Annotated in this window: 18 protein-coding genes; 8 read left to right on the top strand and 10 right to left on the bottom strand. The window is 67.4% G+C overall.

Annotation, left to right across the window (positions count from 1 at the left end; all coding sequences use genetic code 11):
- Positions 1–70 precede the first annotated feature (70 nt).
- The 7 genes from ABZX92_RS00865 to ABZX92_RS00835 form a co-directional block, all read right to left on the bottom strand.
- Positions 71–1,114, bottom strand: a complete 1,044-nt coding sequence (locus tag ABZX92_RS00865) for an ABC transporter permease (protein ID WP_355551925.1) — start codon at positions 1,112–1,114, stop codon at positions 71–73.
- Entirely contained in the window at positions 1,111–2,022 is a 912-nt protein-coding gene (locus ABZX92_RS00860) for an ABC transporter ATP-binding protein (protein WP_355551922.1), read from the bottom strand. The genes ABZX92_RS00865 and ABZX92_RS00860 overlap by 4 nt, the downstream gene beginning before the upstream one ends.
- 79 nt (positions 2,023–2,101) lie before the next feature.
- Complete coding sequence (locus ABZX92_RS00855; protein WP_355551919.1) at positions 2,102–2,896, bottom strand: hypothetical protein; 795 nt, start codon at positions 2,894–2,896, stop codon at positions 2,102–2,104.
- Positions 2,897–2,979: 83 nt separating this feature from the next.
- Entirely contained in the window at positions 2,980–5,238 is a 2,259-nt protein-coding gene (locus ABZX92_RS00850; RefSeq protein WP_355551916.1) for a LuxR C-terminal-related transcriptional regulator, read from the bottom strand.
- Positions 5,239–5,266: 28 nt separating this feature from the next.
- Complete coding sequence (locus tag ABZX92_RS00845) at positions 5,267–7,477, bottom strand: GH92 family glycosyl hydrolase (RefSeq protein ID WP_355551913.1); 2,211 nt, start codon at positions 7,475–7,477, stop codon at positions 5,267–5,269.
- Between the two features lie 523 nt (positions 7,478–8,000).
- The gene (locus ABZX92_RS00840; RefSeq protein ID WP_355551910.1) at positions 8,001–9,248 is read right to left on the bottom strand and encodes a DUF222 domain-containing protein; all 1,248 of its coding nucleotides are present in this window, start codon (positions 9,246–9,248) and stop codon (positions 8,001–8,003) included.
- A 363-nt stretch (positions 9,249–9,611) separates the two neighbouring features.
- Positions 9,612–11,066, bottom strand: coding sequence for a glycoside hydrolase family 47 protein (locus ABZX92_RS00835; protein ID WP_355551907.1), 1,455 nt, complete (start codon positions 11,064–11,066; stop codon positions 9,612–9,614).
- Between the two features lie 245 nt (positions 11,067–11,311).
- Here ABZX92_RS00835 and ABZX92_RS00830 point away from each other — a divergent pair, with 245 nt between their 5' ends.
- The 8 genes from ABZX92_RS00830 (at position 11,312) to ABZX92_RS00795 (ending at position 20,992) form a co-directional block, all read left to right on the top strand.
- Positions 11,312–12,295, top strand: a complete 984-nt coding sequence (locus ABZX92_RS00830) for a LacI family DNA-binding transcriptional regulator (RefSeq protein WP_355552124.1) — start codon at positions 11,312–11,314, stop codon at positions 12,293–12,295.
- A complete protein-coding gene (locus ABZX92_RS00825) occupies positions 12,292–13,323 on the top strand; it encodes a class I mannose-6-phosphate isomerase (RefSeq protein ID WP_355551904.1) in 1,032 nt (343 codons plus the stop codon). The genes ABZX92_RS00830 and ABZX92_RS00825 overlap by 4 nt, the downstream gene beginning before the upstream one ends.
- Entirely contained in the window at positions 13,320–14,084 is a 765-nt protein-coding gene (locus ABZX92_RS00820; protein ID WP_355551901.1) for an ATP-binding cassette domain-containing protein, read from the top strand. Before ABZX92_RS00825 ends, ABZX92_RS00820 begins: the two co-directional genes overlap by 4 nt.
- Positions 14,084–15,121: an ABC transporter permease gene (locus ABZX92_RS00815; RefSeq protein ID WP_355551898.1), complete on the top strand. Its 1,038-nt coding sequence runs from the start codon at positions 14,084–14,086 to the stop codon at positions 15,119–15,121. Before ABZX92_RS00820 ends, ABZX92_RS00815 begins: the two co-directional genes overlap by 1 nt.
- A 17-nt stretch (positions 15,122–15,138) precedes the next feature.
- On the top strand, positions 15,139–16,113 hold the full coding sequence (locus ABZX92_RS00810) for an ABC transporter substrate-binding protein (RefSeq protein ID WP_355551896.1): 975 nt from the start codon (positions 15,139–15,141) through the stop codon (positions 16,111–16,113).
- Between the two features lie 210 nt (positions 16,114–16,323).
- Positions 16,324–17,835: an alpha/beta hydrolase gene (locus ABZX92_RS00805; RefSeq protein ID WP_355551893.1), complete on the top strand. Its 1,512-nt coding sequence runs from the start codon at positions 16,324–16,326 to the stop codon at positions 17,833–17,835.
- A 552-nt stretch (positions 17,836–18,387) separates the two neighbouring features.
- On the top strand, positions 18,388–19,359 hold the full coding sequence (locus ABZX92_RS00800) for an alpha/beta hydrolase (protein WP_355551890.1): 972 nt from the start codon (positions 18,388–18,390) through the stop codon (positions 19,357–19,359).
- 124 nt (positions 19,360–19,483) lie between these two features.
- Entirely contained in the window at positions 19,484–20,992 is a 1,509-nt protein-coding gene (locus ABZX92_RS00795) for an alpha/beta hydrolase (protein WP_355551888.1), read from the top strand.
- Here ABZX92_RS00795 and ABZX92_RS00790 read toward each other — a convergent pair.
- The 3 genes from ABZX92_RS00790 to wecB are packed head-to-tail and all read right to left on the bottom strand — an operon-like array spanning position 20,977 to position 24,685.
- A complete protein-coding gene (locus ABZX92_RS00790; RefSeq protein ID WP_355551885.1) occupies positions 20,977–21,594 on the bottom strand; it encodes a hypothetical protein in 618 nt (205 codons plus the stop codon). The genes ABZX92_RS00795 and ABZX92_RS00790 overlap by 16 nt on opposite strands.
- Before the next feature lie 56 nt (positions 21,595–21,650).
- Positions 21,651–23,432 carry a polysaccharide deacetylase family protein gene (locus tag ABZX92_RS00785; RefSeq protein ID WP_355551882.1) on the bottom strand — a complete coding sequence of 594 codons (1,782 nt, stop codon included), beginning with the start codon at positions 23,430–23,432 and terminating at the stop codon, positions 21,651–21,653.
- On the bottom strand, positions 23,429–24,685 hold the full coding sequence (gene wecB / locus ABZX92_RS00780) for a UDP-N-acetylglucosamine 2-epimerase (non-hydrolyzing) (protein WP_355551880.1): 1,257 nt from the start codon (positions 24,683–24,685) through the stop codon (positions 23,429–23,431). The genes ABZX92_RS00785 and wecB overlap by 4 nt, the downstream gene beginning before the upstream one ends.
- Positions 24,686–24,964 lie beyond the last annotated feature (279 nt).

Here is a 24,964-nt window from a genome sequence, read left to right as displayed (position 1 = left end):
CATGAACCGTGACGGGGAGCACACGACTACCGGGCACGTCCGCGCCGGAGGCGCGGCCATCGGACACTGTCTATTCCTCCCATTTGAAGACGCGACTCGCGATGAACCCGACAACGAGCGCGAACCCGACGAGGATCGACGACGGCACCACGAGCGCCTCGATCCCCTTGCCGCGCACCAGGACGTCGAGCATGCCGTCGTTCATGTGCCGCAACGGGAAGATCTTCGAGACGGTCTGCAGCCACGCCGGTGCCTGGTCCACCGGGAAGAACGTGCCGGACAGGAACGCCATCGGCAGCACGACGATGTTCGCCGCCGCCGAAGCCGCTTCCTCGGTCTTGGCGAACGCACCCACGAGCATGCCGAGCGCGAAGAACGCGATGGTTCCCAGCAGCAGCAACGGAATCGCGAGCCACCACGACCCGGAGAGCTTGAGCCCGAACACCGGCAGCGACGCGATGCCGATGAAGATCGCACCTTGCACGAGCGCGACCCCGGCGCTGACCAGGATTCGGGACGACAGCACGGAACCCGCGGACACGGGTGCCAGCCGGATCCGGCGCAGCACCTGCTTCCGCCGCCACGACACCAGCGTCAGCGCGGCACCGAACACCGCCGACACCGCCACACCCCAGGACAGGATGCCCGGCGTCAGGTACTGGATCGGCTTGAGCGAGGCGTCCTCGACCTTCTCCGCCGCGAACGTGAACGTCGGCGGCTGGCCGGTCGCGGTGAGGTTCGCCTTGTCCACGAAGCCGTTGATGATCCCGAGCACGGTCGCGGACTTCACCTGGTCGCTCTGCGCGAACCGGACATCGAGCTGCTTCCCGCGAATGATCAGCGCCGCGGGGAGGTCGCCGTCCTTCACCTTCTGCACGGCGGAGTTCTCGTCGTTGTAGGACTCCAGCTCCAGCGCACCGCTGTCCCGCAGAGCGCTGACGATCGGGCCGTCGCCGACCACCGCGATCTTGGTCTTGTCCGCGCCGACGTCGCGCAGGATCAGCCCGAAGATCACCAGGAACATCAACGGGAACAGGAAGGTGAAGAACAACGTCACCTTGTCCCGGATGAACCCCTTGAACATCGCCAGCGAGAGCGTCTTGAACGCGGTCATGCGCGGTACTCCCGCCCGGTCAGGTTGAGGAAGACGTCTTCGAGAGTGGCCGTGCGGACCTGAAGCCCGTCCAGCGCACCGCGTTCGGCCAAAGCCGAGAGCACGGGAGCGGGGCGGCGGGTGGAGATCGTCAGCGACACCTCGTCCTCGTGCGCTTCCTCGACACCGTCCAAAGCGGACGCGTCGACGACGGACATGGCGCCCTTCTGCAGCGTCACGTGCGTCGGTGCGTCAAGACCGCGCACCAGCACCGCCGGCGGGTCCAGCGCGAGGATCTTGCCGGTGTCCATGATGGCCACGCGGTCGCAGAGGATCTCGGCCTCGTCGAGGTAGTGCGTGGTGTAGACGATGGTCTTGCCGCGCTCCTGGATCGCGCGCAGCACGTCCCAGAGGTTGCGCCGGGCCTGCGGGTCGAGCGCCGCGGTCGGTTCGTCGAGGAACACGATGTCCGGGTCGTGCACCAGCGCGCACGCGATCGAGAGGCGTTGCCGCTGCCCACCGGAGAGCTTGTTCTCCTGCTCGTTCGCCTTGTCCGCGAGGCCGACCAGCTCCAGCATGTCGGCCGCGGTGCCCGGGCTCACGCCGTAGAGCGAGCCGAACGTCTGCAGCTGCTCCTTGGCGGTCAGCTTGTCGAAGAACGCCGTCGCCTGCAGCTGCACGCCGATGCGGGGCAACAGCTTCACGTTGCGCGGCCACGGGTTCTCGCCGAGCAGCGCGACCTCGCCGCTGTCGGGCTTGCGCAGGCCCTCGATGATCTCCAGCGTGGTGGTCTTGCCCGCGCCGTTGGGCCCCAGGATGCCGAAGAACTCGCCCTCGGCCACGGTGAACGAGACGCCGTCCACCGCTTTCAGCTCGCCGTAGCTCTTGCGGATGTCCCGCACCACGACCGCCGACCGTTCCTCTGTCATGGCCGGGACGTTAGGTCAGCAGGGGGTCGTTCGCGTGGCGAAACGACGAAAGTCGCCGTGAAGTCGAGACGTTCGAAGGTCAGCAGCCGGACACGAGCAGCGGGCTCGCGGTGTAGATGTCGTTGAGCCGGCGCAGTGCCGAGGCGAACTGGTCGAAGCGCGCCCGCGGCACGGCCGCGCGCACCTCGCTGATCATCTGCCACAGGTAGCGGTGCTCGGACGACTCCATGACCGGCAGCGGCGGATCGTTGCGGACGTCGCAGGCGAACGCGAGCGCGACCGTGGCGGCCCGCAGACACGCCGTCGCGAGCGTCACGCAGTCCTCGACGAGCGGGCGGTCGCCCTGGGCCCGCACGACACCGCTGACCGCGAACCGCACGGCCTGCATCAGCGCGAGGTAGAGGCGCTGGCCGGCCTGGGTGCGTTCATGCGGCAGGTACTCGGTGCCGGGGCCGGGTGTGACGACGGTCATGCCGACCTGGGGGCGGCGCAGCACGTGGTCGAAGAGCGCGGTCGGCGCCCAGAGCAGGGTGCGCCACGAGTCCTCGCTGATCGAGGTGCCCATGCGCGCGGCGTTCTCCAGCACGTCGAGGTAGGCGATCAGGACGCTGGACAGGAACACGCCGCCGCGGTCGCCGCCCACCCGCACGATGCCGAAACGGTCGTCGTGGCTCGCGTCACCGGTGCCGTAGCCGGGTTTCCACTCGATGACGTCGCTGCTCGCGAGCACCACGCGGGCGAGCCGCTGGTGCACGGGCGACGCCGAGAGCACCGTGTCGTCCAACCCCATCTGGACGAGCATGGACGCAGCGTGCTGCAACGACTCACGTCTTTGCGGCACGAGGTCGGGGTGCAGCAGACGGAACGGTTCCACGTCGCCCCCTCCCCTCCGTTGGTTGTACTCACAATGAACGGCGGGAAGCGCGAAGTCATCCGGATGAACCGCAGCGTTACGTCTCAGTTGGACCGTTGGTTCGATTGGGCCCAGGCCACCAGCTGCGCGCGAGTCGAAAGATCCAGCACCGCTTTCACGTTGTGCACGTGGGACTCCACGGTCCGGTGCGAAATCCCGAGTTTGGCGGCGATCTGAGCGTTCGTCATGCCCTGGGCCACCAGTTCGACGATCACGCGCTGCCGGTCGCTCAGCACCCCGTCCTGCACGATTTCCTCGTCCAGCGCGGTTTCCACGGCATGGCGCACGTCCATCGCGCGGCCGGCGTTGAGGGCTCTGGTGAATGCCGCCTGGGACAAGGATTTTCGTGCTTGGTCCAGCGCGTCGTCCATCTTCCGCCGCCACCACGGTTCCGACGGGACAACCCACGTCGTGCGCATCTGATTGCAGGCGGCCAGCAACCGCACGCCGAGCTCGTGCCGTCCCGACAGCATCGCGACCAGGCCGCGGCCCTCGACCGACTCCAGCACCGCTCTCGGCAGGTGAGCGGACATGCGAGCGCTCTCAGCGAACCGTGCCCCCGCGGCGGCGAGATCACCGCGTTCCAACGCGATGCAGCCCGACGTGTGCACCGCGACGGCCACGACGTCCGGCCGGGCGTGCGCTCTCAGCACCGGCAAGGCGCCTTCCACCAGAATCGCGGCGGCGTCGGCGTCACCCTGCACGAGCAGCCGCCAGCCGAGGTTCTGACTCGACACCGCAACACTCACGTCGTTGCCGTTGCGTACGCCGTGCTGGATCGACTGGCGCAACGCCCATGCGGTGTTCGGCGCATCATCGGCTCCGTCGTAAGCGCCCGCCAACGTCCGGTAGAGCCGGCACATGATCAGTTGCTGACCGCCGGCCTCCGCGGTGTCGACGGCTTCCATCGCGTACTTCACGGCTTCGTCGTGGCGTTCCTCGTGGTCCGCCAGCAGAGACGCGTACTCCAGCGCCAGGATCCGGTAACGCGCGTCGGCGGCGGACTGGTGCAGCACCTGCATCAGCACCGCGCCGGCCTCGGCGAAGTAGCCGCGGTCGAAGCACACCCGCAGCAGCATCGTGGCGAGCAGCAGCCGGCGTTCGTCCTGCGGTGCCACCAGATGGGCGAACGCGTACGTCACGTTGTCGTACTCCTGGTGCTGCGCCTTCACCTGTTCCGGGGAGAGGATCGACGACGTGACACCGGGTTCACCCTTCTCGCACAGCCACTCGATGATCCGCTCCGCCGTCACCGAGTACTCGCCCTGCTCGCTGAGGCGTTCCTCCGCGTAGAGCCGGACGGACTCGAGCATCCGGAAGCGGCCGTCGTTCTCGCGCACCACCAACGACTTCGCCTGCAACGCGCTGAGCAGCCCGATCACCGGTCCGCCCTGCACCACCTGCGCGATGTCCAGCCCGAACCCGCCGGGCAGCAGCGCGAGTCGTCGGAAGAGTTCCTTCTCGTGCTTGGTCAGCAGGTCGTGGCTCCACGCGATGGCCGCTCTCAGACTCTGGTGCCGGGTCTGCTCGTCGGCGTCGCTGAGCAGGTCGAGCCGCTGGTCGAGGTGGTCGGCGAGGTCGTGGAGCGGCACGGACTTGGAGAGTTTGGCCGCGAGCTCGACCGCGAGCGGCACACCGTCCAGTCGCGCGCAGATGGCCGCGATCGCTTCCTGGTCGCCCTGGATGCCCGCGCGTTCGGCGAAGAGCCGGACGGCGTCCTCGTCCAGACCGTGCACCGGGTAGACGGCCTCGCCGATGGCTCGCAGCGCCTCCCGGCTGGTGGCGAGGATCTGCACTCCTGGACAGCGCGACAAGAGCGCGTCCACGACGTCGCAGCACTCCTCGACGAGGTGCTCGCAGTTGTCGACGAGCAGCAGGATCCTGCGGTTCGCGAGGTCCTGGAGCAGTGTCGTCCTGAGTGCGACACCCGCGTGCTGGTACACCCCAACGGCTTCCGCGAACGCCTGCACCACCTGATCCGGCCGGCTCAGCTTCCCCAGCTCGACCGTGCGAACCTCGGTCCTGCGCGCTCTTCTGGCCAGCTCGACCGCGAGCCGCGTCTTGCCGACCCCGGCCGACCCGACGAGCGTGAGCATCCTGTGCTTGCGCAGCAACGAAAGCAGCTCCGCCAGCTCCGCTTCCCTGCCGACGAACGCGTCGTCGTAACCAGGCAGCTCGGCGACCACAGTGGACGTACCCGCGGACCGCTGGCGATAGGCACGCTGACGGCACGCGTTCGAGCAGTACCGCGCCCGCGACGGCAGGGGCGCGAATTCCGTGCCACAGCTCGCGCAGGTGCCCATCCCACGAGCGTACGACCGTTTTCGCGTCTCAATTGGAAAGTGTGTGAAGGTCGACCTCGAGGGTGGTCCCGTTCAGGAGCTCCGCGAGCTCGATCCGGTCTCGCGTCCTGCCGAGCCACCCGCTCCGAATCCGCTCCACGACCTGCGTCTTCGTGATGTCCGCGGCCTCGGCCTTGATCACGATGTCCTTGCCGTTCTCCAGGTGGACCACGGCTTTGCGGAACTTGGGCGCGTGTGGCACGAACTCGCCACTTCCCGGCACCGCGGGATACATCCCGAGCGCGCTGAACACGTACCAGGCCGACATCGTGCCGAGGTCATCATTGCCCGTTACGCCAGCGGGCCCGTTCACGAACAACGTCTGCGCGGCCCTGATGACCACCGACGTCTTCTCGGGCTTGCCGATCAGCGCGTACATCCACGGCGCGTGCAGGTCCGGCTCGTTGTTCGGGTTGTACCTGAACTGGTTGTAGTAGTCGTACGGCCCGACGACCCACTTCTCCCGCACAGTCCTCGCGGGGTCTTTCAGCAGATCCTGGTACGCGAAGAAGTCGTCGAGCCTGGCCTCGGCCGCCGCCTTGCCGCCCACTGCCGTGATGAGTCCGTTGATGTCGTGCTGCACCAGCCACTGGTACTGCCAGGCCGTGCCCTCGTGAAACCCTTCCGGACCCTGTGGCGTGTACGGGTTCAGCCACGCGCCGTTGCCCAGCTTCGGCCGCGGGAAGCCGGTGAAGCCCCGATCCGTGACGCTGTTGTCCCAGAGCACGCGGTGGTTCTGCCCGCGCTTCCTGAGACGCTCGGCGTCTTCCTCGTGCCCGAGCGCTTCGGCCATGATCGCCAGCGTGGCGTCGGCCAGCGCGTACTCGAGGGTCGCGGACGCGCCGTGGTGCGGGTCGGTGTCCTGCCCCTTCTTGGGGAAGTTCTTGTCGTACTGGACGAAGCCGTTCTTCAGGTAGCTCGGGTTGCCCGACCGGCCCTGGAAACGCGACTGCTGTGGCGGCACCCCGTCGACGTTCTGCAACAGCGCTTGGTATGCCTGCTCTTCGAAGCCCTTGAGGTGCCCGAACCGCCACAGGTCGACCAGGAACGGCGTGACCGGGTCGCCGGTCATGCAGTTGGTCTCCTGGTTGGCGTAGGCCCAGCGCGGCAGCCAGCCCCCTTGCTCGTGGATCTTGAGGACGCTCTGCGCGATGTCTTTGGCGCGGTTTGTCCGGAGGAGCGCCAGGAGCTGGTTGTGGGCCCGGTAGGTGTCCCAGAGCGAGTAGAACTCGTAGTACGTCCAGCCGTCGGCCTGGTGGATCTGGTTGTCGAAACCGCGATACCGGCCGTCGTGGTCGCTGCCGGTCAGCGGCTGCAGCAGCACGTGGTACAGCGCGGTGTAGAAAACCGCCCGCTCGTCCCAGTCCTCGGTTTCGATCTCGATGCAGCCGAGCTCCTTGCGCCAGGCGTCTTGGGCCTCGTTGCGGATGTCGTCGAAGGACTTGCCGCTTGTTTCCTTCGTCAGGTTGTTCGTGGCGCCCTGTTCGTCCACTTGGGACAGTGCGGTGCACGCCGTCACCGGCCCGGGGTCGAAGGTGACCCACGCACCCCTGAGACCCGCGCCGCCCGCTGACTCGCGTTGACCTGGCTTGGCTCCGGTCGGAGACCAGGTGCCGAAGTTCCGGAAGGGCCGGTCGAAGGTCGTGGTGAAGTAGGTCAGGTACGGACGACCACCGCAGAACGCTTGTGTTTCCACGGTTCCGGTGATGGTGCGGTCGTTGACGACCTTGACGCTGCTGGCACTGACCGGCTCGTGGTCGTTGGCCTGCCCTGTGTTGATCAGAAGCGTGCCACTGGTACCGCTGGGCCAGGTGTAGCGCTCCACGCCGGCTCTGGTGGTGGCGGTGCACTCGACGGTGATGTCGCGGTCCAGCCTGACCTTGTAGTAGCCGGGCTTGCCGATCTCGCCGTCGTGGGTGTAGCCGGTGGCGTAGCGCTTGTGGTCCAGGGTGGTGGGGATCGGGCCCGTCGTGGGAAGGATCGGGACGAGGCCGCCTTGTTCCCAGCACCCGGCGCCGGACAGGAAGAAGTGGCCGAAACCCCGGATCATCGGGTCGTCGTAGCGGTAGCCCGCGTAGTGGGAGCCCATCGGGCTGGAGTGGGCCTTGCCGAAGGGCATGGACGCGCCGGGGAACGTGTTGCCCTCGTCCTTTGTGCCGATGAACGTGTTTACCGACTCAATGGGATCCAGATCGTCCACGTGGTCCAGCCTAGTTGGATCTCCCGGGGATTTCTGGGGGCGAGGTGTGGTCCGGTTGGGTGGTCCCGTGGGTGGTCCCGCGAGGGCGGCGGCTGGCGCCTTGCCTTGCTGGGGTGGGCGCCCACGCGCCATGCGATGGTCGGGCTTGCTCAGGCTGGCGCACCTTGGCCGGGTGGTGGTCGGCTTGCGTTGGCGTGTCACGTTCCAGCGGAGGGGTCGCCAATGCGCTCAGGTCACCTTGCGCAGGTAGGCGCGTAGGTCGCATACGGGCCGGTGCCAGTCATCGCCGCTTCGCGACGATTGCGATTGAGGCTTGACTTTGAGCCTCTTGCGAGATGCTTGTCGGCCGGCAAAAGCCGAGCTGGTAAAGCGCTCGGCCGATCCGAACACGGTAGCATCTCGCACTCAAAGTCAAGCCCCAATCGCGCGGTGGTTACGTCATGACCGCTTGCTCTGATTTGTCGAGCCTCAAGTACTGCTCGCTTCGCATCGCACGATAGCCATGCGGAGTTCGCGTTCGGCGTCACCGCGGGCAGGCGTCAACCAATTCGCGCGACCTGGTTGGCGCGAATTTGGCGGGTGAGTGGAGCAGGTTGCGTCGCGGTTTTCGGTCCGGGTCCAGCCACGCAGGCGGATAGAACATCGGGATACCGGCCGCCAGTTTCACTTCCCACTCGCTCTGGTGAATCAGCGTGTGGTGATGACGGCACAGCAGGACCGCGTTGTCGACGGAGGTCTTGCCGCCGTCGGCCCAGTGATGGATGTGGTGGGCATCGCAATGCCGCGGTGGCCGGGCGCAGCCGGGAAAGGCGCAGCCTCGGTCTCTCGCGACCAGGACCCGGCGGATTCCGGCCGGGAAGGACCGGGCTTTACGGCCGATGTCCATCGACTGCGACTTCTCACCCAGCACCAGCGGAATGATCCCGGCGTTGCAGGCGAGCCGGCGGACCTGGCTGGCCGGGACGCGCTCACCGCTGTCGAGCATGCCGTGCCTGACCTGGGCGGCGAGGTCGTCGTAGCTCATCGTCACCACCAGGGTCACCGGTTCACCGCCATGCTCCGGCAGCTGATCGGTCCGCAGCATCAAGTTGACCAGCTCCGCGAACGCAGCGCCCTCACGCTCGGAGGGCGAACGCAGATCCGGACCCTCGCCGGTGTCGGGGCGGGGCTTGGCCAGCGGGTCGAGCACCGCCTCGTAGGCGGCGCCGGTGACCGTGTCCAGCAGCATCTTGACCACGAGCTGCCCGTTCTTCGTCCAGCGCTTGAAGTGCTGGTTGACCAGCGGCTCAGGCTCGGGATCACGCGGTTCCGGGTCGTCCTGGTAGAGCAGGTACGCCAGTTCCTTGCCGAACTTGGGCACCGCGGCGGGCGGGTGCTCGCGAGCGAAGTCCACCATCGCGGCCTCGGCCTCAGCGGGCAGGTACTTCATCGCCTCCGCCAGCGCCCCGACATGCTCAACCGACAGCACACCCTCGGCCACCGCCTCAGCGGTCACCGGAAGCTCGGGAGCCAGCTCGCTGCCGGTCGGAGTGACCGTGCTGCTCAACAGGGCGGCATTGGCGACCCATTTCCGAGCTGCCTTGAGATCCCAGCGAACGACATCACGCAACACATTCGCCAAATCCCTATAACCAAGCTCAGCGGCAGCCCCACGCCGATCCAACTCGGCAATCACACGCATCTTCTCATTGTCACGAGCCCTGCTCTCCCTCTCAAGGTCGACAAAGCTGCGCAGCAGCTCGTCGGTGGGGAGAAGTCGGGTGTCGCTCACGTGTTCTAATCTACCGCAAGATCACAACATAAACGCAGGTAAAACCATACACAAAAGTGTGAGCCGACAACGCTGATGCCACCGGCGAGGCGACCCGAAGGCGAAGCAAAACAACAGGCGTGCCATCAACCCGCGTGCGGCACGGGCCCCCCGATCAGATTGGCGCGGGTTTGGGGGCAGCGTCCCCAAGGGGAAGCACGCAACGGGACTCTCACTACGGAACCCAGCCAACTACGGACATGGAACGTAAGCGAACCAAAGGCTGGACCGGGGTGCCGCCGCCAAACACCCCGGCCCAGGCAGGACCGGATCTGAGCACCGCCGCCGCCAAGTTACGGCGCTCAGACCCGGAGTTCGCAGGAGCTACCGCCGAGCCCCCAGGAAGATGTTGCCCTCAGTGGACAGGTAATGGCTGGTGTAGTCGAACCGACGCGAGTCACTGAAGATCAACCAGTAGTACTTCAGCTGCTCCGACCACCAGTAGCCAGGACAGAAGTCGCCCTGGGCACCCGTGGTGACGTCCCGCAGGATCGTGTACCCGTAGTTGGTGCGAGAGGTCCGCTTCATCTCCTGGTAGTGCCGGTGGGCACGCTCGCGATAGACCTCCTCACGCGTAGCCAGCCACAGGAAGAGCGCCCCGTCCGCATACTCGGGCCGAAGCTGGTTGCCCACCGACGTCGGCCGCAAGGACGTGTAGTTGATGCCCTCGGGCAGAACCCCGTAGCGATCCTGAACGGCCGTCCACGAGTCGTGATACGCCCGGCCACGAGCCACATCGCCGCTCTCCGCCAGCAACCCGCCGAAGAACGCCGCCAGCTCGCTCTGGGTCCGGGCATCCCGCCGACCCGTGAAAGCGTCGACCTGGGCGAACCAGAGACGGCCCGAGACGACGTCGGACTGGTAGCGCAGGATCGCGCGGATCAGGACGTCCCACCACGCCTTGAGGTCGCGGTCGCCGAAGAGGTGCCAGCCGTCCCACAGGTACTCGTAGTAGGAGTCCGCGGGCGGGCCGATGGTGGCGAGGCGGTTGCGCCAGGCGCCGGTCTCGGCGTGCACGTCCCACGGCAGCAGACCAAGGGACGTGCGGCGGTCGAAGGTGTACTTGAAGGCCTTCTTGGCCGCGTTGTAGTACTTGCGGTCGCCGGTCCACTTCGAGAGCGAGCCGAACTCCGTGATGTAGGTGCCGGTTTCGGCGAGGTTCGTCTCGGGTGAGGAGACGGCTCCCGTGCGCAGATTGACGTAGCGATACGGGATTCCGGTCGGAGACTTGGTGAACGCGAGCAGCAACCGGTCGCCCAGGTCGCGCGCCAGAGCCAGAAGCGCACCATCGCCGCTGACGTGGTAGGCGGACAGCAACCCGCCCAGCATGCGGATGTTGGTCTCGAAGACCTGGAAGGAGGCGTCCACGTCGAAGGACAGATGAGACTTGACCCAGCGGACGCCCTCGGCGAACTCGGCGTCGAGTTCCATGAGCCACAAGGTGTCCAGGGCTTCGACGATCGTGAGGCCCATCGGATGTCCGGGAACGAAGAACTCCTCCGAGCCGCCCGAGACGGGTTTGATCTGGTCGTGGCCGAACGCGCGGTCCACATAGGACCGCCAGGCCCAGCGGACCTCGGAGCGCACGTCCTCGGCGACCGCGCGCCAGCCACCAGGAGGAGGCGCGAGGGCTTGAGCGCCTGCGGAAGGAGCCTCGCCCGACGAAGCAGAAGGAGGTGGCGCGGACGGAGATGGTTGAGCGGCAGCAACATCGGGCACGCCGGCAAGGCCGGCGGCTCCGAGGAGGCTGAGAACGCTTCGGCGTGGCAGGTCACGCATGGCTGATCTCCCCTCTGGCTGACAACGCTGTCTGTCATCAGATCCTTGCGGAGCGCACACAGCGTTGGTCAATACCACCGACGCCACTTGTCCTGTTCAGGACACCAAACGAGAAAATGAAGAGCCGCTTGACCGGTTCCGGAACGGTTGACAAGGGCGTGAAGCCGGGGTGAGATACGGCCACTATGACAACGTTGTCCCCCAGTGGCCCTGTTGCCGGTCAGCGCAAGGTCCGTCGCGCGACGATGAACGACGTCGCGCGGCTGGCGGGCGTGAGCATCAAGACCGTCTCGCGCGTGGTGAACGACGAGCCGGGTGTGCACCCGTCGACCGCCGAGCGCGTGCTGGCGGCCATCGACCAGCTCGGGTTCCGGCGGAACCTGAGTGCCCGCAACCTGCGCCGAGGCTCGTCCACCGGCACGATCGGGCTGGTGCTGGAGGACGTCGGCAACCCGTTCTACTCCGGCGTGACCCGCGCTGTCGAGGAAATCGCGCGACTGCGCGGCCGTCAGGTGATCTCGGGGTCCAGTGACGAGGACCCAGGCAGAGAACGCGAGCTGGCGCTGGAGTTCTGCAGCAGGCGCGTGGACGGGCTGCTCATCGTGCCCGCCGGCCTGCAGCACAGCTATCTGGTGCCGGAGATGCGCGCGGGCACGCCCGTGGTGTTCCTGGACCGGCCCGCGGGCGACGTCGTGGCGGACACCGTGCTGGTCGACAACATCGGCGGCACCGTCGAGGCCGTCACCCATCTGGCTGCACACGGGCACCGCCGCATCGCGTTCCTCGGGGACGCGCCGGACATCTTCACCGCCAACGAGCGGCTGCGCGGCTACCGCGAGGGCTGCGTCAGAGCGGGCATCGGGTACCACGAGGAGCTCGTGGCGATGGGGCCGCACGACGACAGCAGCGTCGCGACCACGTTGCAACGACTGCAAAGCCTGCGCGAGCCCGCCACCGCGATCGTGGCAGGCAACAACCGAATCACCGTCAACATCCTGCGCTCGCTCGCGGGGGTCGCGGAACGGCCCGCTCTGGTGGGCTTCGACGACTTCGAGCTCGCCGACCTGTTGTCGCCGCCGGTGACCGTGATCGCGCACGACGCGAGCGCGCTCGGCAAGGCGGCCACCGATTTGTTGTTCGCCCGCTTGGACGGCGACAACTCACCACCGCGCCGCGTCGTGCTGCCGGTGCGCTTGGTGCCACGAGGATCCGGGGAGGTCCACGCGTGAGTTCTGGTGTGCTCCACCAGCCTGTCAACCTGCCGGCGAACCAGCCGAAGCAGTTCTACCGCGGCGGCGAGGCGATCGCCGCGTTGCGCGGCGGGACGAGCGGCGACTTCGGGCCCGAGGACTGGGTGGCCTCGACGACGACGCTGTACGGACGCAGCGATGCCGGGTTGACAACGTTGCCGAACGGCGTGCTGTTGCGCGACGCCGTCGAGGCGGACCCGCTCGGATGGCTCGGCGCGGACCACGTGGCGAAGTTCGGCGCGGACACGGCGTTGCTGGTGAAGCTGCTCGACGCGGGCCAGCGCCTGCCCGTGCACTGCCACCCGTCGAACGCCTTCGCGTCCTCGCACCTGAACTGCCGGCACGGCAAGACGGAGGCGTGGATCGTCGTCGGCACGACCGGCAGCGACCCGACCGTCTACATCGGATTCCGCGAGGACGTGCCGGCGGACGTGGTGGCCGACTGGGTCGCCACGCAGAACACCACGGCGATGCTCGACGCGCTGAACCCGGTCTGCGTCCGGCCCGGCGACACGGTCTACGTGCCCGCCGGGGTGCCGCACGCGATCGGCGAGGGCGTCTTCATCGTCGAACTGCAGCAGCCGACGGACTTCTCGGTGACGCTGGAGTGGCAGGGCTTCCTGGCCAACGCGGACATCGGCCACCTCGGTCTCGGCTACGACGTCGCGCTGGACTGCGTCGACCGCCACGGCTGGGCGAACAACCTGGACAAGCTCGTGCGCCAGACGTCCGAGAAGTGGGCGCCGTCGGTCGATCTCCTCGGCCACGACGCGGACCCGTTCTTCCAGGCCGACCGCCTGCACGTGGAGGGCTCCTTCGCACTGGAGCCGTCGTTCGCCGTGCTGGTGGTGCTGGAGGGGTCAGGCCAGCTCGGTGAGCTGGAGGTGCACAAGGGCAGCACCGTCGTCGTGCCGCACGCGGCGGGCGAGCTCGGGCTGTCCGGTGACCTGGTGGCGATCCGCTGCCGACCGCCCGTTCTGTCCAAAGTGGAGGATGTGTCGCCATGAGCGAGCCGTTGCTCGAGGCTCGTGATCTCACGAAGAACTACGGCACCGTGGAAGCTCTTCGCGGTGCCTCGTTCACCGCCTACCCCGGCGAGGTCGTGTCGCTCATCGGCGACAACGGCGCGGGGAAGTCCACCCTGGTGAAGTGCCTGTCCGGGGTGGAGCAGCCGACCAGCGGAACCCTGCTGTTCAACGGCAAACCGCTGAGGCTGCACTCCCCCAACGACGCCCGCGACCGCGGCATCGAGACGGTGTTCCAGGACCTCGCGGTCGCGCCGGACCTCGACCCGGCCGCGAACATGTTCCTGGGCAGGGAGATCCTCAAGCCCGGCATCCTCGGGTTCCTCGGCGTGCTGGACAAGAAGGCCATGCGCAGGCAGGCCTCCGAGCACTTCGGCCGGTTCGGCGCGGCGCTGCAGAGCATCGACGTGCCGATCGCGTCGCTGTCCGGTGGCCAGCGCCAGTCGGTCGCCGTCGCGCGGTCCGTGGCGTGGGCGTCGAAGCTCGTGTTCATGGACGAGCCGACCGCCGCACTCGGTGTGGTGCAACGGGAACGCGTGCTCGACGTGATCAAGCGCGTCCGCGACGAGGGCATCGCCGTGGTGCTGATCTCGCACAACATGCCCGAGGTGCTGTCGGTGTCCGACCGGGTCGAGGTGCTGCGCCTCGGCCGTCGCGTGGCCCGCTTCAAGGCCGCCGACACCACCGTCGAAGAGCTGGTCGGCGCGATGACCGGTGCACTGTCTCAAGAGGACGCGGCCTGATGACCACTACTGAAGAGACAACGTTGTCTACTCAGCCCGACGAGGCGCGCACCCCGCTCCTCAAGCGACTGACCGGCGCGAACACGCTGTGGATCGGCCTGGTGCTGCTGGTTCTCGTCGCGGTGTTCGGGGCGATCCGACCGGACGCCGTGTTCCAGGTGACCACGCTGCAGTTCCTGCTCGCGGAAACCGCTGTGCTGCTGGTGCTCTCGGTGGGTATGACGTTCGTGATCATCACGTCCGGCATCGACCTTTCCGTGGGTTCGGTGCTGGTGTTCGCGAGCGTGTTGTCCGCGATGGCGATGAACAAGGTGTCCGGCGGAGACGCGACGAACGCCGGCTGGGGCGTGATCGCGTTCGGTCTGCTCGTTGCGGTCGTCAGCGGCGCGGTGTGGGGTCTGCTCAACGGCCTGCTGATCTCCCGCGCGAAGATCCCGCCGCTGATCGTGACGCTGGGTTCGTTCGGCGCGGCACAGGGTGCGGCTCTGTTGCTGAACAACGGTTCCAACGTGTCCGGCATCCCGGACAAGCTCAACACGACGTTCGGCTCCGGCACGTGGTTCGGCATCCCGAACATCGTGATCGTGGCCGCGATCGTCACCGCTCTCGGCGCGCTTCTCCTGTCCACCACGCGTTTCGGCCGCTACACCTACGCGGTCGGGTCGAACGAGGAGGCGGCGAGACGGGTGGGCATCTCGGTGCGCAACCACCTCACGAAGGTGTACCTGCTCGCGGGCACCCTCGCGGGACTCGCGGGGTTCATGGGCAACGCGTTCTTCCGGGTCGCGGTCGTCACCGGCCACGAGACGGACAACCTGAACGCGATCGCCGCCGTCGTCCTGGGTGGTACCAGCATCTTCGGCGGCGTGGGTTCGGTAGTGGGCACGATCTTCGGCGTGTTCATCCCGGCGGTGTTGGAGAAGGGCCTCGTGATCATCGGGGTCGAGGAGTTCTGGCAGCCGATCGCCGTCGCGATCGTGCTGGTGGCCGCCGTGTGGCTGGACCAGACACGGCGGCGGGCGCGCAACCAACGTTAGGGAAAGGTGCTGGACCAATGAAGATCCGCTCCGCAGTGGCCGTGTCGGCCGCATTCCTGCTCGCCGCGTGTGGCGGAGGCGGGCAGATTGGTGACTCGGGTTCGGGCAACAACGCCGCGAACAAGAAGCTGGTGCTGATTCCCGGCATCTCGGCGGAACCGTTCTACATCTCCATGCAGTGCGGCTTCGAGGAAGCCGCCAAGGCCGCGGGCTACGAGGCCAAGACCCAGGCACCGGCGAAGTTCGACGCGGCCCAGCAGACCCCGATCGTCACCGGCATCCTGGCCGACAAGCCGGCGGCGGTGCTGATCGCGCCGACCGACGACAAGGCCATGGCCGGTCCGATGAAGCAGCTCAAGGACGCGGGCATCAAGGTCATCGAGGTCGACACCAAGCTGCAGGACACCTCGATCGCCTCCTCCACCATCTCGTCCAACAACGAGCAGGGCGGCAAGCTGGCCGCCGAGACGATCAACAAGCTGACGGCCGGCAAGTCCGGCTCGGTGCTGGTGCTCAACACCAAGGCCGGCACGTCGACCACCGACGCCCGCGCCAAGGGGTTCGAGGACGCCATCAAGGCCTACCCGAACCTCAAGTACATCGGCCAGCAGTACACCGACAACGAGGCCGCCACCGCCGCCTCGAAGGTGACCGCGACGCTCGCCGCGAACCCGGACCTGATCGGCGTGTTCGCCACGAACCTGAACAGCGGTGAGGGTGCCGCCACCGGCCTGCGCAACGCGGGCAAGACCGGCTCGGTGAACCTGGTCGGCTTCGACGCCTCGCCCAACCAGGTCAAGGACCTGCAGGCGGGCACCGTGCAGGCGTTGATCGCCCAGGACCCCGGCACGATCGGCAAGCAGGGCGTCGAGCAGGCCGTGGCCGCGATCGACGGCAAGACGAACAAGCGCAACATCGAGACCGACCTGGTCGCCATCACCAAGGCCGACGCGGACAAGAACTCGAAGTACTTCTACAAGCAGTCCTGCTGACCCAGCTGGGCAAACGACGAAGGGAACCTTCATCCGCCTGAGGTGGACGAAGGTTCCCTTCATCGTTTCCCAGGGGGCGGCCCTTCGGCCGTTCGGGGCATTTGCCCGGGTTGGCGTACGACCAGAGTTGTACGAGCGAGTCACCCTCCGGCGGATGCCCGGGGACCCCCAGAACCGATGAGCTAGGAGCACATCGGAGGGGGAACCCGAATGCGCAAGCAAGTCGCGGCCACGCTGGCCGTCATCACCGCAACATCGCTCATCGCACCACAGGCACAAGCCCAGCCACTGCAGGAGATCCAGTGGCAGAAGTGCTTCGACACCCCGCCACCAGGACTTCCGCCGGGCGGCGAACGGCTGGAGTGCGGCAGCTTCACCGCGCCGATGGACTGGAACAATCCCAGCAACGGCAAGACCATCACCATCGCGGTCAGCCGGCTCACGCCGAAGAACGGCACGGCGAAGTCCACGGTCTTCACCAACCCCGGCGGGCCGGGCGGTGAGGGACGCACGATCCCGCTGGTCTACCTGAACCGGCCGAAGCTCAGCGAGAACGCCGAGATCATCGGCATCGACGTGCGCGGCACGGGCGCCAGCAGCAACGTCACCTGCGGCGGCTTCAACGCCGAGAGCATCACCGACCAGCGCGACCGCAGCAAGGCCAACCTCGACCTGCTCTACGGCGCGATGGAGCTGCAGGCCAAGTTCTGCCAGAACAAGTCCGGCGAGCTCGGCCGGTACATCACCACCGACCAGACGGTGAGGGACCTCGACCTGCTGCGGCAGATCCTGCGCAAGCCCGAGGTCAGCTGGATCGGCTACTCGGGCGGCAGCTGGCTGGGTGCCTACTACGCCACCTACTTCCCGAAGACGCTCGACAAGATCGTGCTGGACTCCAACGTCGAGTTCACCGGGCCGTGGCAGCCGATCTTCGACGACTGGGGCATGGGCTTCGAACGCCGGTTCCGCGTCGACTTCCTGCCGTGGGTGGCGAAGTACGACAACATCTACCACCTCGGCAAGACCGCTGAAGAGGTCCGGCAGTCCTACGAACGCACGCGCGCGAAGCTCAAGGACCAGCCCGTCACGCGACCGGAAGGCGTCTACTACCCGCAGTCGCTCGACGGTCTGCTGCGAGGTGTCCTGTACCGCAAGGGCCAGTTCGCCCTCGGCGCGCAGGTCTTCGCCGAACTGGCGGGCACCGCACAGCCGCAGCTGACGGCGCAGGCGAGCTACCCGGACGCCCAGAACGGCACGGCGTACTCGATCGTCTGCAACGACACGCCGTTCAAGGGCGACCGGCGCTACCTCGAACGCGACGCCGCGAAGGACGGCGCCAAGTGGCCGCTCGGCGGCTACCTCCAGGTGATGGGGCCCTGCGCGTTCTGGGACCGGCCGAACGTGAACCTCAAGCACCCCAACGGTGTCGGCGTCGCGCCGACGTTGATGGTGCAGTCGGTGCGCGACCCGGCGACGCCGCTCGAAGGCGCGCAGAAAGCACACCGCAACTTCAACAACTCGGTGCTGCTCACCGTTGAGGACGAGGGCGACCACGGCATCTACGGGTTCGGCAACAAGTGCGTCGACGACATCGTGGAGAGCTACCTCGTCGACGGCGTGACGCCCGCGAAAGACCTGACGTGCCCAGGGGTTCCGCTGCCCGCACCGGGTGAGACCGCGGCGCCGACGGCACAGCAGCTCGCCAAACAGCTCGGTTGGTAGAAGAGGGGAAACCGATGCACCGCAAGAAGATCGCCGCGGCACTGGCCGTGGCGACGGCAACATCGCTGATAATCGCACCACAGGCGCAGGCGAGCACCTTCGCCGCGCAGCAGATCAACTGGCAGAAGTGCACCGACCAGCCCGGCTTCGAACGGCTGCAGTGCGGCCAGTTCACGGCTCCGATGGACTGGAACCACCCGAACAACGGCAAGACCATCACCATCGCGGTCAGCCGCACGGTTCCGTTGCACGGCACGGCGAAGACCACGGTCTTCACCAACCCCGGCGGACCCGGCGGCGAGGGTCGCACGCTGCCGATCGCGTTCCTGAACCGGCCGAAGCTCAGCGAGAACGCCGAAATCGTCGGCATCGACGTGCGCGGCACCGGCGCCAGCAGCAACGTCACGTGCGGCATGTACGACACGCTCGGCTCGACGGACCCGCGCGACCGCAGCAAGGCCAACCTGGGCCTGCTCTACCAGGGCATGGAACTGCACGCCAAGTTCTGCCAGACCAAGTCCGGCGAGCTCGGCCGGTCTCCCAGGCCAGACGGTGAAGGACCTCGACCTGCTGCGGCAGGTGCTGGGCCGCAAGAAGGTCGACTGGCTCGGCTACTCCGGCGGCACCTGGATGGGCGCGTACTTCGCGACCTACTTCCCGAAGTCGCTCGACAAGATCGTGCTCGACTCGAACGCCGCGTTCACCGGACCGTGGCAGCCCGTCTTCGACGACTGGGGCATGGGTTTCGAGCGGCGTTTTCGCGTCGACTTCACGCCGTGGGTCGCCAAGTACGACAGCATCTACCACCTCGGCAAGACCGGGGAGGAAGTGCGGCAGACCTACGAGCGGACTCGCGCGAAGCTCGCGCAGCAGCCGGTCACCCTGCCTGAAGGCACCTACAACGCGGTCAGGCTGGACCTCCTGCTCTTCCAGGGGCAGTACAGCAAGCACTCCTTCGACTCGGTGGCGCGGAAGTTCGCCGAGCTGGCGGGTGTGGTGCCGACGGGGCTGAAGGCGCAGGCGAGCTACCCGGACGCCTCGAACGGCACCCTGTACTCGATCATCTGCAACGACACGCCGTTCCACGGTGGTCGCCGGTACCTGGAGCGCGACGCGGTCCAGGACGGCGCCAAGTGGCCGCTGATGGGCTACTACCAGATCATGGGCCCCTGCGCGTACTGGGACCGGCCGAACGTGCAGCTCAAGCACCCCAACGGAAGCGGCGTGGACTCGACGCTGATGGTGCAGTCGGTGCGCGACCCGGCGACGCCGCTGGAAGGCGCGCAGCGAGCCCACCAGAGCTTCCGGAACTCGAAGATGCTGACGGTGCAGGACGAGGGTGACCACGGCATCTACGGGCTCGACAACGCCTGTGTGAACGACGTCGTCGAGCGCTACCTCGTCGACCGCGTGAACCCGACGAGTGACTCGACCTGCCCCGGTGTGCCGCTGCCCGAACCGGGCCAGCAGCAGGCAGGCGTGCTGGAGCAGGCCCGTGAACTGGCGGTTCGCGTCGGCTGGTGACAGTTGTCACGGGCCACTGCACGACCTGGCGTAAGCCTTGAGTAGCACCACGTCGTCCCCCTTCTGGCGATGTCCCCGGCCACCGGAACTGGTGAGCTTCGGGCACACCAGAAGGGGGAACGACATGAGAACGCCCTTGGCGATCGTCACGGCAGTCGCGGCGAGCTTGATCGTCGTACCGCAGGCTTCGGCTTCGCTTGCACAGCAACAGATCAACTGGCGGAAGTGCACCGATCAGCCCGGATTCGAGCGGTTGCAGTGCGGCAGCTTCACCGCGCCGATGGACTGGAACGATCCCGGCAACGGCAAGACCATCACCATCGCGGTCAGTCGCACGGTTCCGTTGCACGGCAACGCGAAGACCACCGTCTTCACGAACCCCGGCGGACCGGGCGGCGCGGGCCGCACGTTGCCGCTGATCTACCTGAACCGGCCGAAGCTCAGCGAGAACGCCGAGATCGTCGGCATCGACGTTCGTGGTACCGGGGCCAGCGACAACGTCACGTGCGGCGGCTACCAGCACCGGCTCGCGACCGACTGGCGTGATCGGAGCAAGGCCGGTCTGGATCTGCTGTACGGAGGCATGGAACTGCAGGCGAAGTTCTGCCAGGCCAAGTCCGGCGAACTGGGCCGTTACATCACGACCGAGCAGACCGTGCGCGACCTCGACCTGCTGCGCCAGGTCATGGGGCGCGAGAAGGTCAGCTGGCTCGGGTACTCCGGTGGCAGCTGGATGGGCGCCTACTACGCCACCTACTTCCCCAAGACGCTCGACAAGGTCGTCCTCGACTCCAACACCGAGTTCACCGAGTCGTGGCAGCAGGTCTTCGACAACCTCCCGGCCGGGGTCGAACGCCGGTTCCGCGTCGACTACCTGCCGTGGGTCGCGAAGTACGACAACGTGTTCCACCTCGGCAAGACCGCGGAGGAGGTCCGGCAGGCCTACGAGCGGACTCGCGCGAAGCTCGCCGAGCAGCCCGTCACCCTGCCGGACGGCACCGTCGTGACGCCGGTCCTGCTGGACGCCCTGATCTTCGCCGGCCTGTACGACAAGGACTCCTTCGAGCCCACCACGCTCCTGTGGGCGCAGCTGGCGGGCGGACCGTCGCTGGCCAAGGCACAAGCGCCCAAGCAGTACCCGGACTACGTGATGGGCACGCAGATGTCGATCCTGTGCAACGACACTCCGTTCCACGGCGGCCGGAAGTCGTTGGAGCGCCAGGGCAACCGGAACGTCAAGCTGTACTCGCTCGTCGGCGGCTACCAGATCACCGGCCCGTGCGCGTGGTGGGACCGGCCGGACGTGCACCTCAAGCGCCCCACCGGCAAGGACGTCTCCTCCGTGCTGATGGTGCAGTCGGTGCGCGACCCCGCGACGCCTTACGAAGGCGCTCAACGGGCACACCGGAAGTTCGCGAACTCGCGGATGCTCACCGTGCAGGACGAGGGTGACCACGGCATCTACGGGTTCGGCAACGACTGCGTCGGCGGCGTCGTCGAGAGCTATCTGGTCGACGGCGTGGCGCCCGGCAAGGACCTGAGCTGTCCCGGCGTACCGCTGCCCGCTCCCGGTGAGGGCAGTGGAAACCCGCTCACCAAGGCGCGCGAACTGGCTGCTCAGCTCGGCTGGTGAACCTCCAGCACCGCCTCGGCCAACGTGGTGTACCAGGCACTTTCGGTGAACCCGGGCCCGGTTTCCTCGCCCAGGTAGAGATCGATGTGCCGGTCACCGCCGAGGCCCGGCGTGAACTCGTCGGTGATCTCCCACGACGAGGACGCGAGCTTCTGGCACACCGCGGCGTCGACGTTCGTCCCCTCCTGCGTCTGTCCACAGGAGACGAGCTTGATCCGTGACCCGGTCTTCAACCCGTCGGCAGCCGCGGAGACGAAGGGCTTCAGCGCCTTGCCGAACGAGTCGCGAGGCTCGGTGTCGAGCCAGTAGCCCTTGTCGTGGGACCAGTTGAGGTACCGGCCGGAGGAAGTCCGGCCGGTACCTTCGTCCTTGACCGCCTTCGCGAACGACTGCGGGAAGTTCCCGAGCAGGTCCTTGCCGTTCTCGCAGTCGATGACCTGGCACCCGTGCACGGGCACTGATGGTCCACTGTGGAACGACTCGACCGCCGTGTAGTAGACGGTGACCTGCCAGCCTTCGTCAGTGGCCGGAGGCGCGGAACCGGTGCCAGAGGACGAGCACCCGGCCAGAGCCAGGACCACCAGCACGAGAGCCCAGCGCACGACAACCTCCTGGACGGCCGGGAGATCCCGTGAGATCTCCCGGCCTCTCTTTCAGATCAGCCGGCCATCACCGTGGCGACGGACGCGAACGTGTAGCCCGCGCTCTTCAGCCCCTGAACGGTCTGCTGCAGGTACCCGGTTCCCAGGTACGGGTGGTAGAAGAAGCTCGCGACACCATCATCGACCACCTTGAGCTGTTGCGCCGTCTTGATCAGGTCGGCGGGCAGCCTGGCCGGGTGGTTGTTGAACGGCTCGGGCTCGACGTTGCCCACCGCTTCCGGCGCCACGACGGAGCCGTAGATGTCGCGGACCAGGTACGGGAAGTACTGGCCGTAGATCTTGCCGTAGTCCGGCGCACCGGTGCCGCACGCGCCACCGGGGCAGTACCCGCCGAAGTACAGGCCGCGGTCGTAGCGCTTGCCGAAGTTCTGCTGGATGACCTGGTAGTCCACCGCGGACGCGGCGTAGTGCGGCGGCTCGAAGATGGCCGGCTTCGCGAAACCGGCCAGCGCGAACTGGGTCGTCGCCGAGTTGATCCGGCCCTGCGCGTACGAGGCCGAGTCACCCGGCACCGGGCCGTCGTAGATCACGCTGTTGTTCGCGTCGACGTGAGCCATGTAGAACTCGAAGTCGTTGCCGCTGCGGCCGTCGTACGGGTTGATGGCCTTCATGAACTGGTGCGTGTAGCCGTGCATCAGGATCGTGCCGCCGCGCTGCGTCATGTAGCGCAAGGCGTTGAGGACCTGCGGCCGCTGCGAGAGGTTCGCCGCCTCGGGCACGCCGTTGTTGTCCGCACCGAGCGGGTTCTCGAAGCGCGGGTAGACCGCGATGGAGAACGGGATCTTCTGCGCGTACAGGTAGTCCGCGACCGCGCGCAGCTCGTTCGGGTCGGCGTCGGGGCCGACGTCCTCGATGCGCACCAGCGCCCGCTTGCGGTCGGCCATCGTCGGGTTCGAGACCTTGCTGATCAGGTCCGCGGCGGCCAGGTAGCGGTCGCCGTGGTCGACGTAGCTGAACGGGATCTCGCCGATGTAGGTCAGGTTCTTGGCCTTGGTGGCCCAGTTGATCGGCCCGGCCGCCGAGCCCGTCGCGATGGCGGGTGCCGACGCGATCGCCGGGTTGGAGATCGTGGTGACCATCAGACCGGACGGCGTGGCCAGCGGGTCGCGGCCGAGGTCGGTGTTCTCGTACCGGACCGTGGTCGCCGCACCGAAGTCGTAGCCGGCCCAGTTCCAGCCGTACGTCCCGGCGAAGTCCGGCGCGCGAGCGGTGAGCTGCCAGATGTTGTGCGCCATCCACAGCACCGGCTTCGTGGTCGCCAGCACGTCGTCGAGGAACGCCACGGGGAGCGGCTCGTCGTACGTTGATCCGATGTAGACGACGCCGGTGTAGCCCGATATCTCACCGGCGGTGTACCCGCCGACGGGGTGCATGACGTACGAGCTGCCGTGCGAGACGAGGTTGGCCGCCTCCACCGCGTACGCCTCGCCGAGCCACGCCCACTGACCGGTGTTGTCGTACAGCACCAACGTCTTCTGGCCCGTCTTCGCACCGGGTGCGCCGCCGCCGTTCGTGCCGGTCGCGGCGGCCTGCGCGGTCGAGGAGAGGCCGAGCGTGCCGAGCACCGTCGAGATCACACCGGGCTGGCTGGTGCGCTTCTGGACGCGCGTGCTCGTCGTCGACGGCGTGGCCGGCGGCTTGGGCGGCGCGGGCAGCAGGTTCTCGGTGATCTCGCCCAGGTTCAGGCCGAGCGAGAGATCCGCGGCCTGAGCGGGCGCGGGAACCATCGAGACCGCGAGGGCAACCCCGACGGCCACCTTGAAAACTCTGGCCTTCATGCCACATCCACCTCTCCCGACATGCGCAACGTCGCGCTGCCGGCGTACGGAGCGAACTCAACGGGTCGCTGCTGTTGCAGGCCCAGCAGCCAGGCCAGTGCCTGTTCGGTGCGCACGGAGGCGAGCCCGTCGCCGAACGGGTTGCCCTCGGCGGTCATCGCCTCGCGCGCGGACGGGCTGTCCAGCAACTGGACGGTGAGGTCGATGATCCGTTCGCGGTCGGTGCCGACGAGCACCGCGCAGCCCGCGTTGACGGCCTCCATCCGCTCGGTCACGTCCCGCAGCACCAGTGCCGGGACCCCGAACGACGGCGCCTCCTCCTGGATGCCGCCCGAGTCGGACAACACCAGCGTGCACTGCGCGAGCAGCCTGGCCATCTGCGCGTACGGCAACGGGTCGGTGATCGTGACGTGGCCGACTCCACCCAGCACGTCCATCACCTGTTGCCGCACAGCCGGGTTCGGGTGCGCGGGCAGCACGATCTCCACGTCCGGCCGGGCCTCGACGATGTCCGCCACGGCGTGCAGCACCCGGTCGAGCGGCTCGCCCCAGGACTCGCGGCGGTGCGTGGTGACCAGCACGAGCCGCGACTGTCCGGCGTGGACTCTGTTCTCGATCTCCTGCAGCCTCGCGTCGCCGTAGGGCGCGCGCCGGGCGGCCACGTCCAGCACCGCGTCCACGACGGTGTTGCCGATCGTCAGGACTTTGTTGCCCTGCAACGACTCCGCGGCGAGGTGCGCCGTGGCGTCCGCCGTCGGCGCCAGGTGCAACGACGCGAGCTGGCCGACCATCTTGCGGTTCCCCTCCTCGGGGAACGGCGAGGTCAGGTCGTGCGAGCGCAGGCCTGCTTCCAGGTGCACGACCGGGATCTGCTGCCAGAACGCGGCGAGCGCGCCCGCGAGCGTCGTCGTCGTGTCGCCCTGCACGAGCACCGCGGCCGGCGCGCGTTCGGTGAAGAGCCGGTCGAGCTCCTCGATCAGCTGGCTGGTGAGCTCGGCCTGGCCGCCCGTGACGCGGTTCAGCTTGAGCGTGACGTCCGCCGCGAAGCCGAACGACTCCAGGGCCTGGTCGACCATCTCGGGGTGCTGCCCTGAGTTCACCACGACGGGCCGGATGCGCCCGCCCGCGAACATCGCGGCGGCAACCGGTGCCATCTTCACTGCTTCCGGACGAGTTCCCGCCACGAGAAAGACCTCGGGCACTTCTCCCCGAGAGAACTGCCTAGGGCCGGGCACCAGGGCACTTGGTCCCATCTTCTACCTCTTTGGACTCTATCCAGGCACGTGCGGCGAACGTGCGCGCCTTCTGCGGACAGCGACTCGATCATCGCTGACAATCAATTGGTACCCGCCTCGCACAGGTACCGCCAGATCGGTGATTTAGCTTTGCGAACTTCGTGTAACGAAGCTCCATTCGTACCCGATATGGCCGGTTGACGCTCCGCTCTGCCAGCCCTTAGTCTCGCCTCGAACACCAGCTCCTGGCCTTGCTGTCTGGTATCTCGCACCGGCCCAGCGCTTCGTTACCAGGAG

It is taken from the genome of Lentzea sp. NPDC006480 (assembly GCF_040611995.1).
Taxonomy (GTDB): Bacteria; Actinomycetota; Actinomycetes; order Mycobacteriales; family Pseudonocardiaceae; genus Lentzea.
The sequence above is the reverse complement of the archived record's forward strand: the minus strand, read 5'-3'. Positions and strand labels throughout refer to the sequence as shown.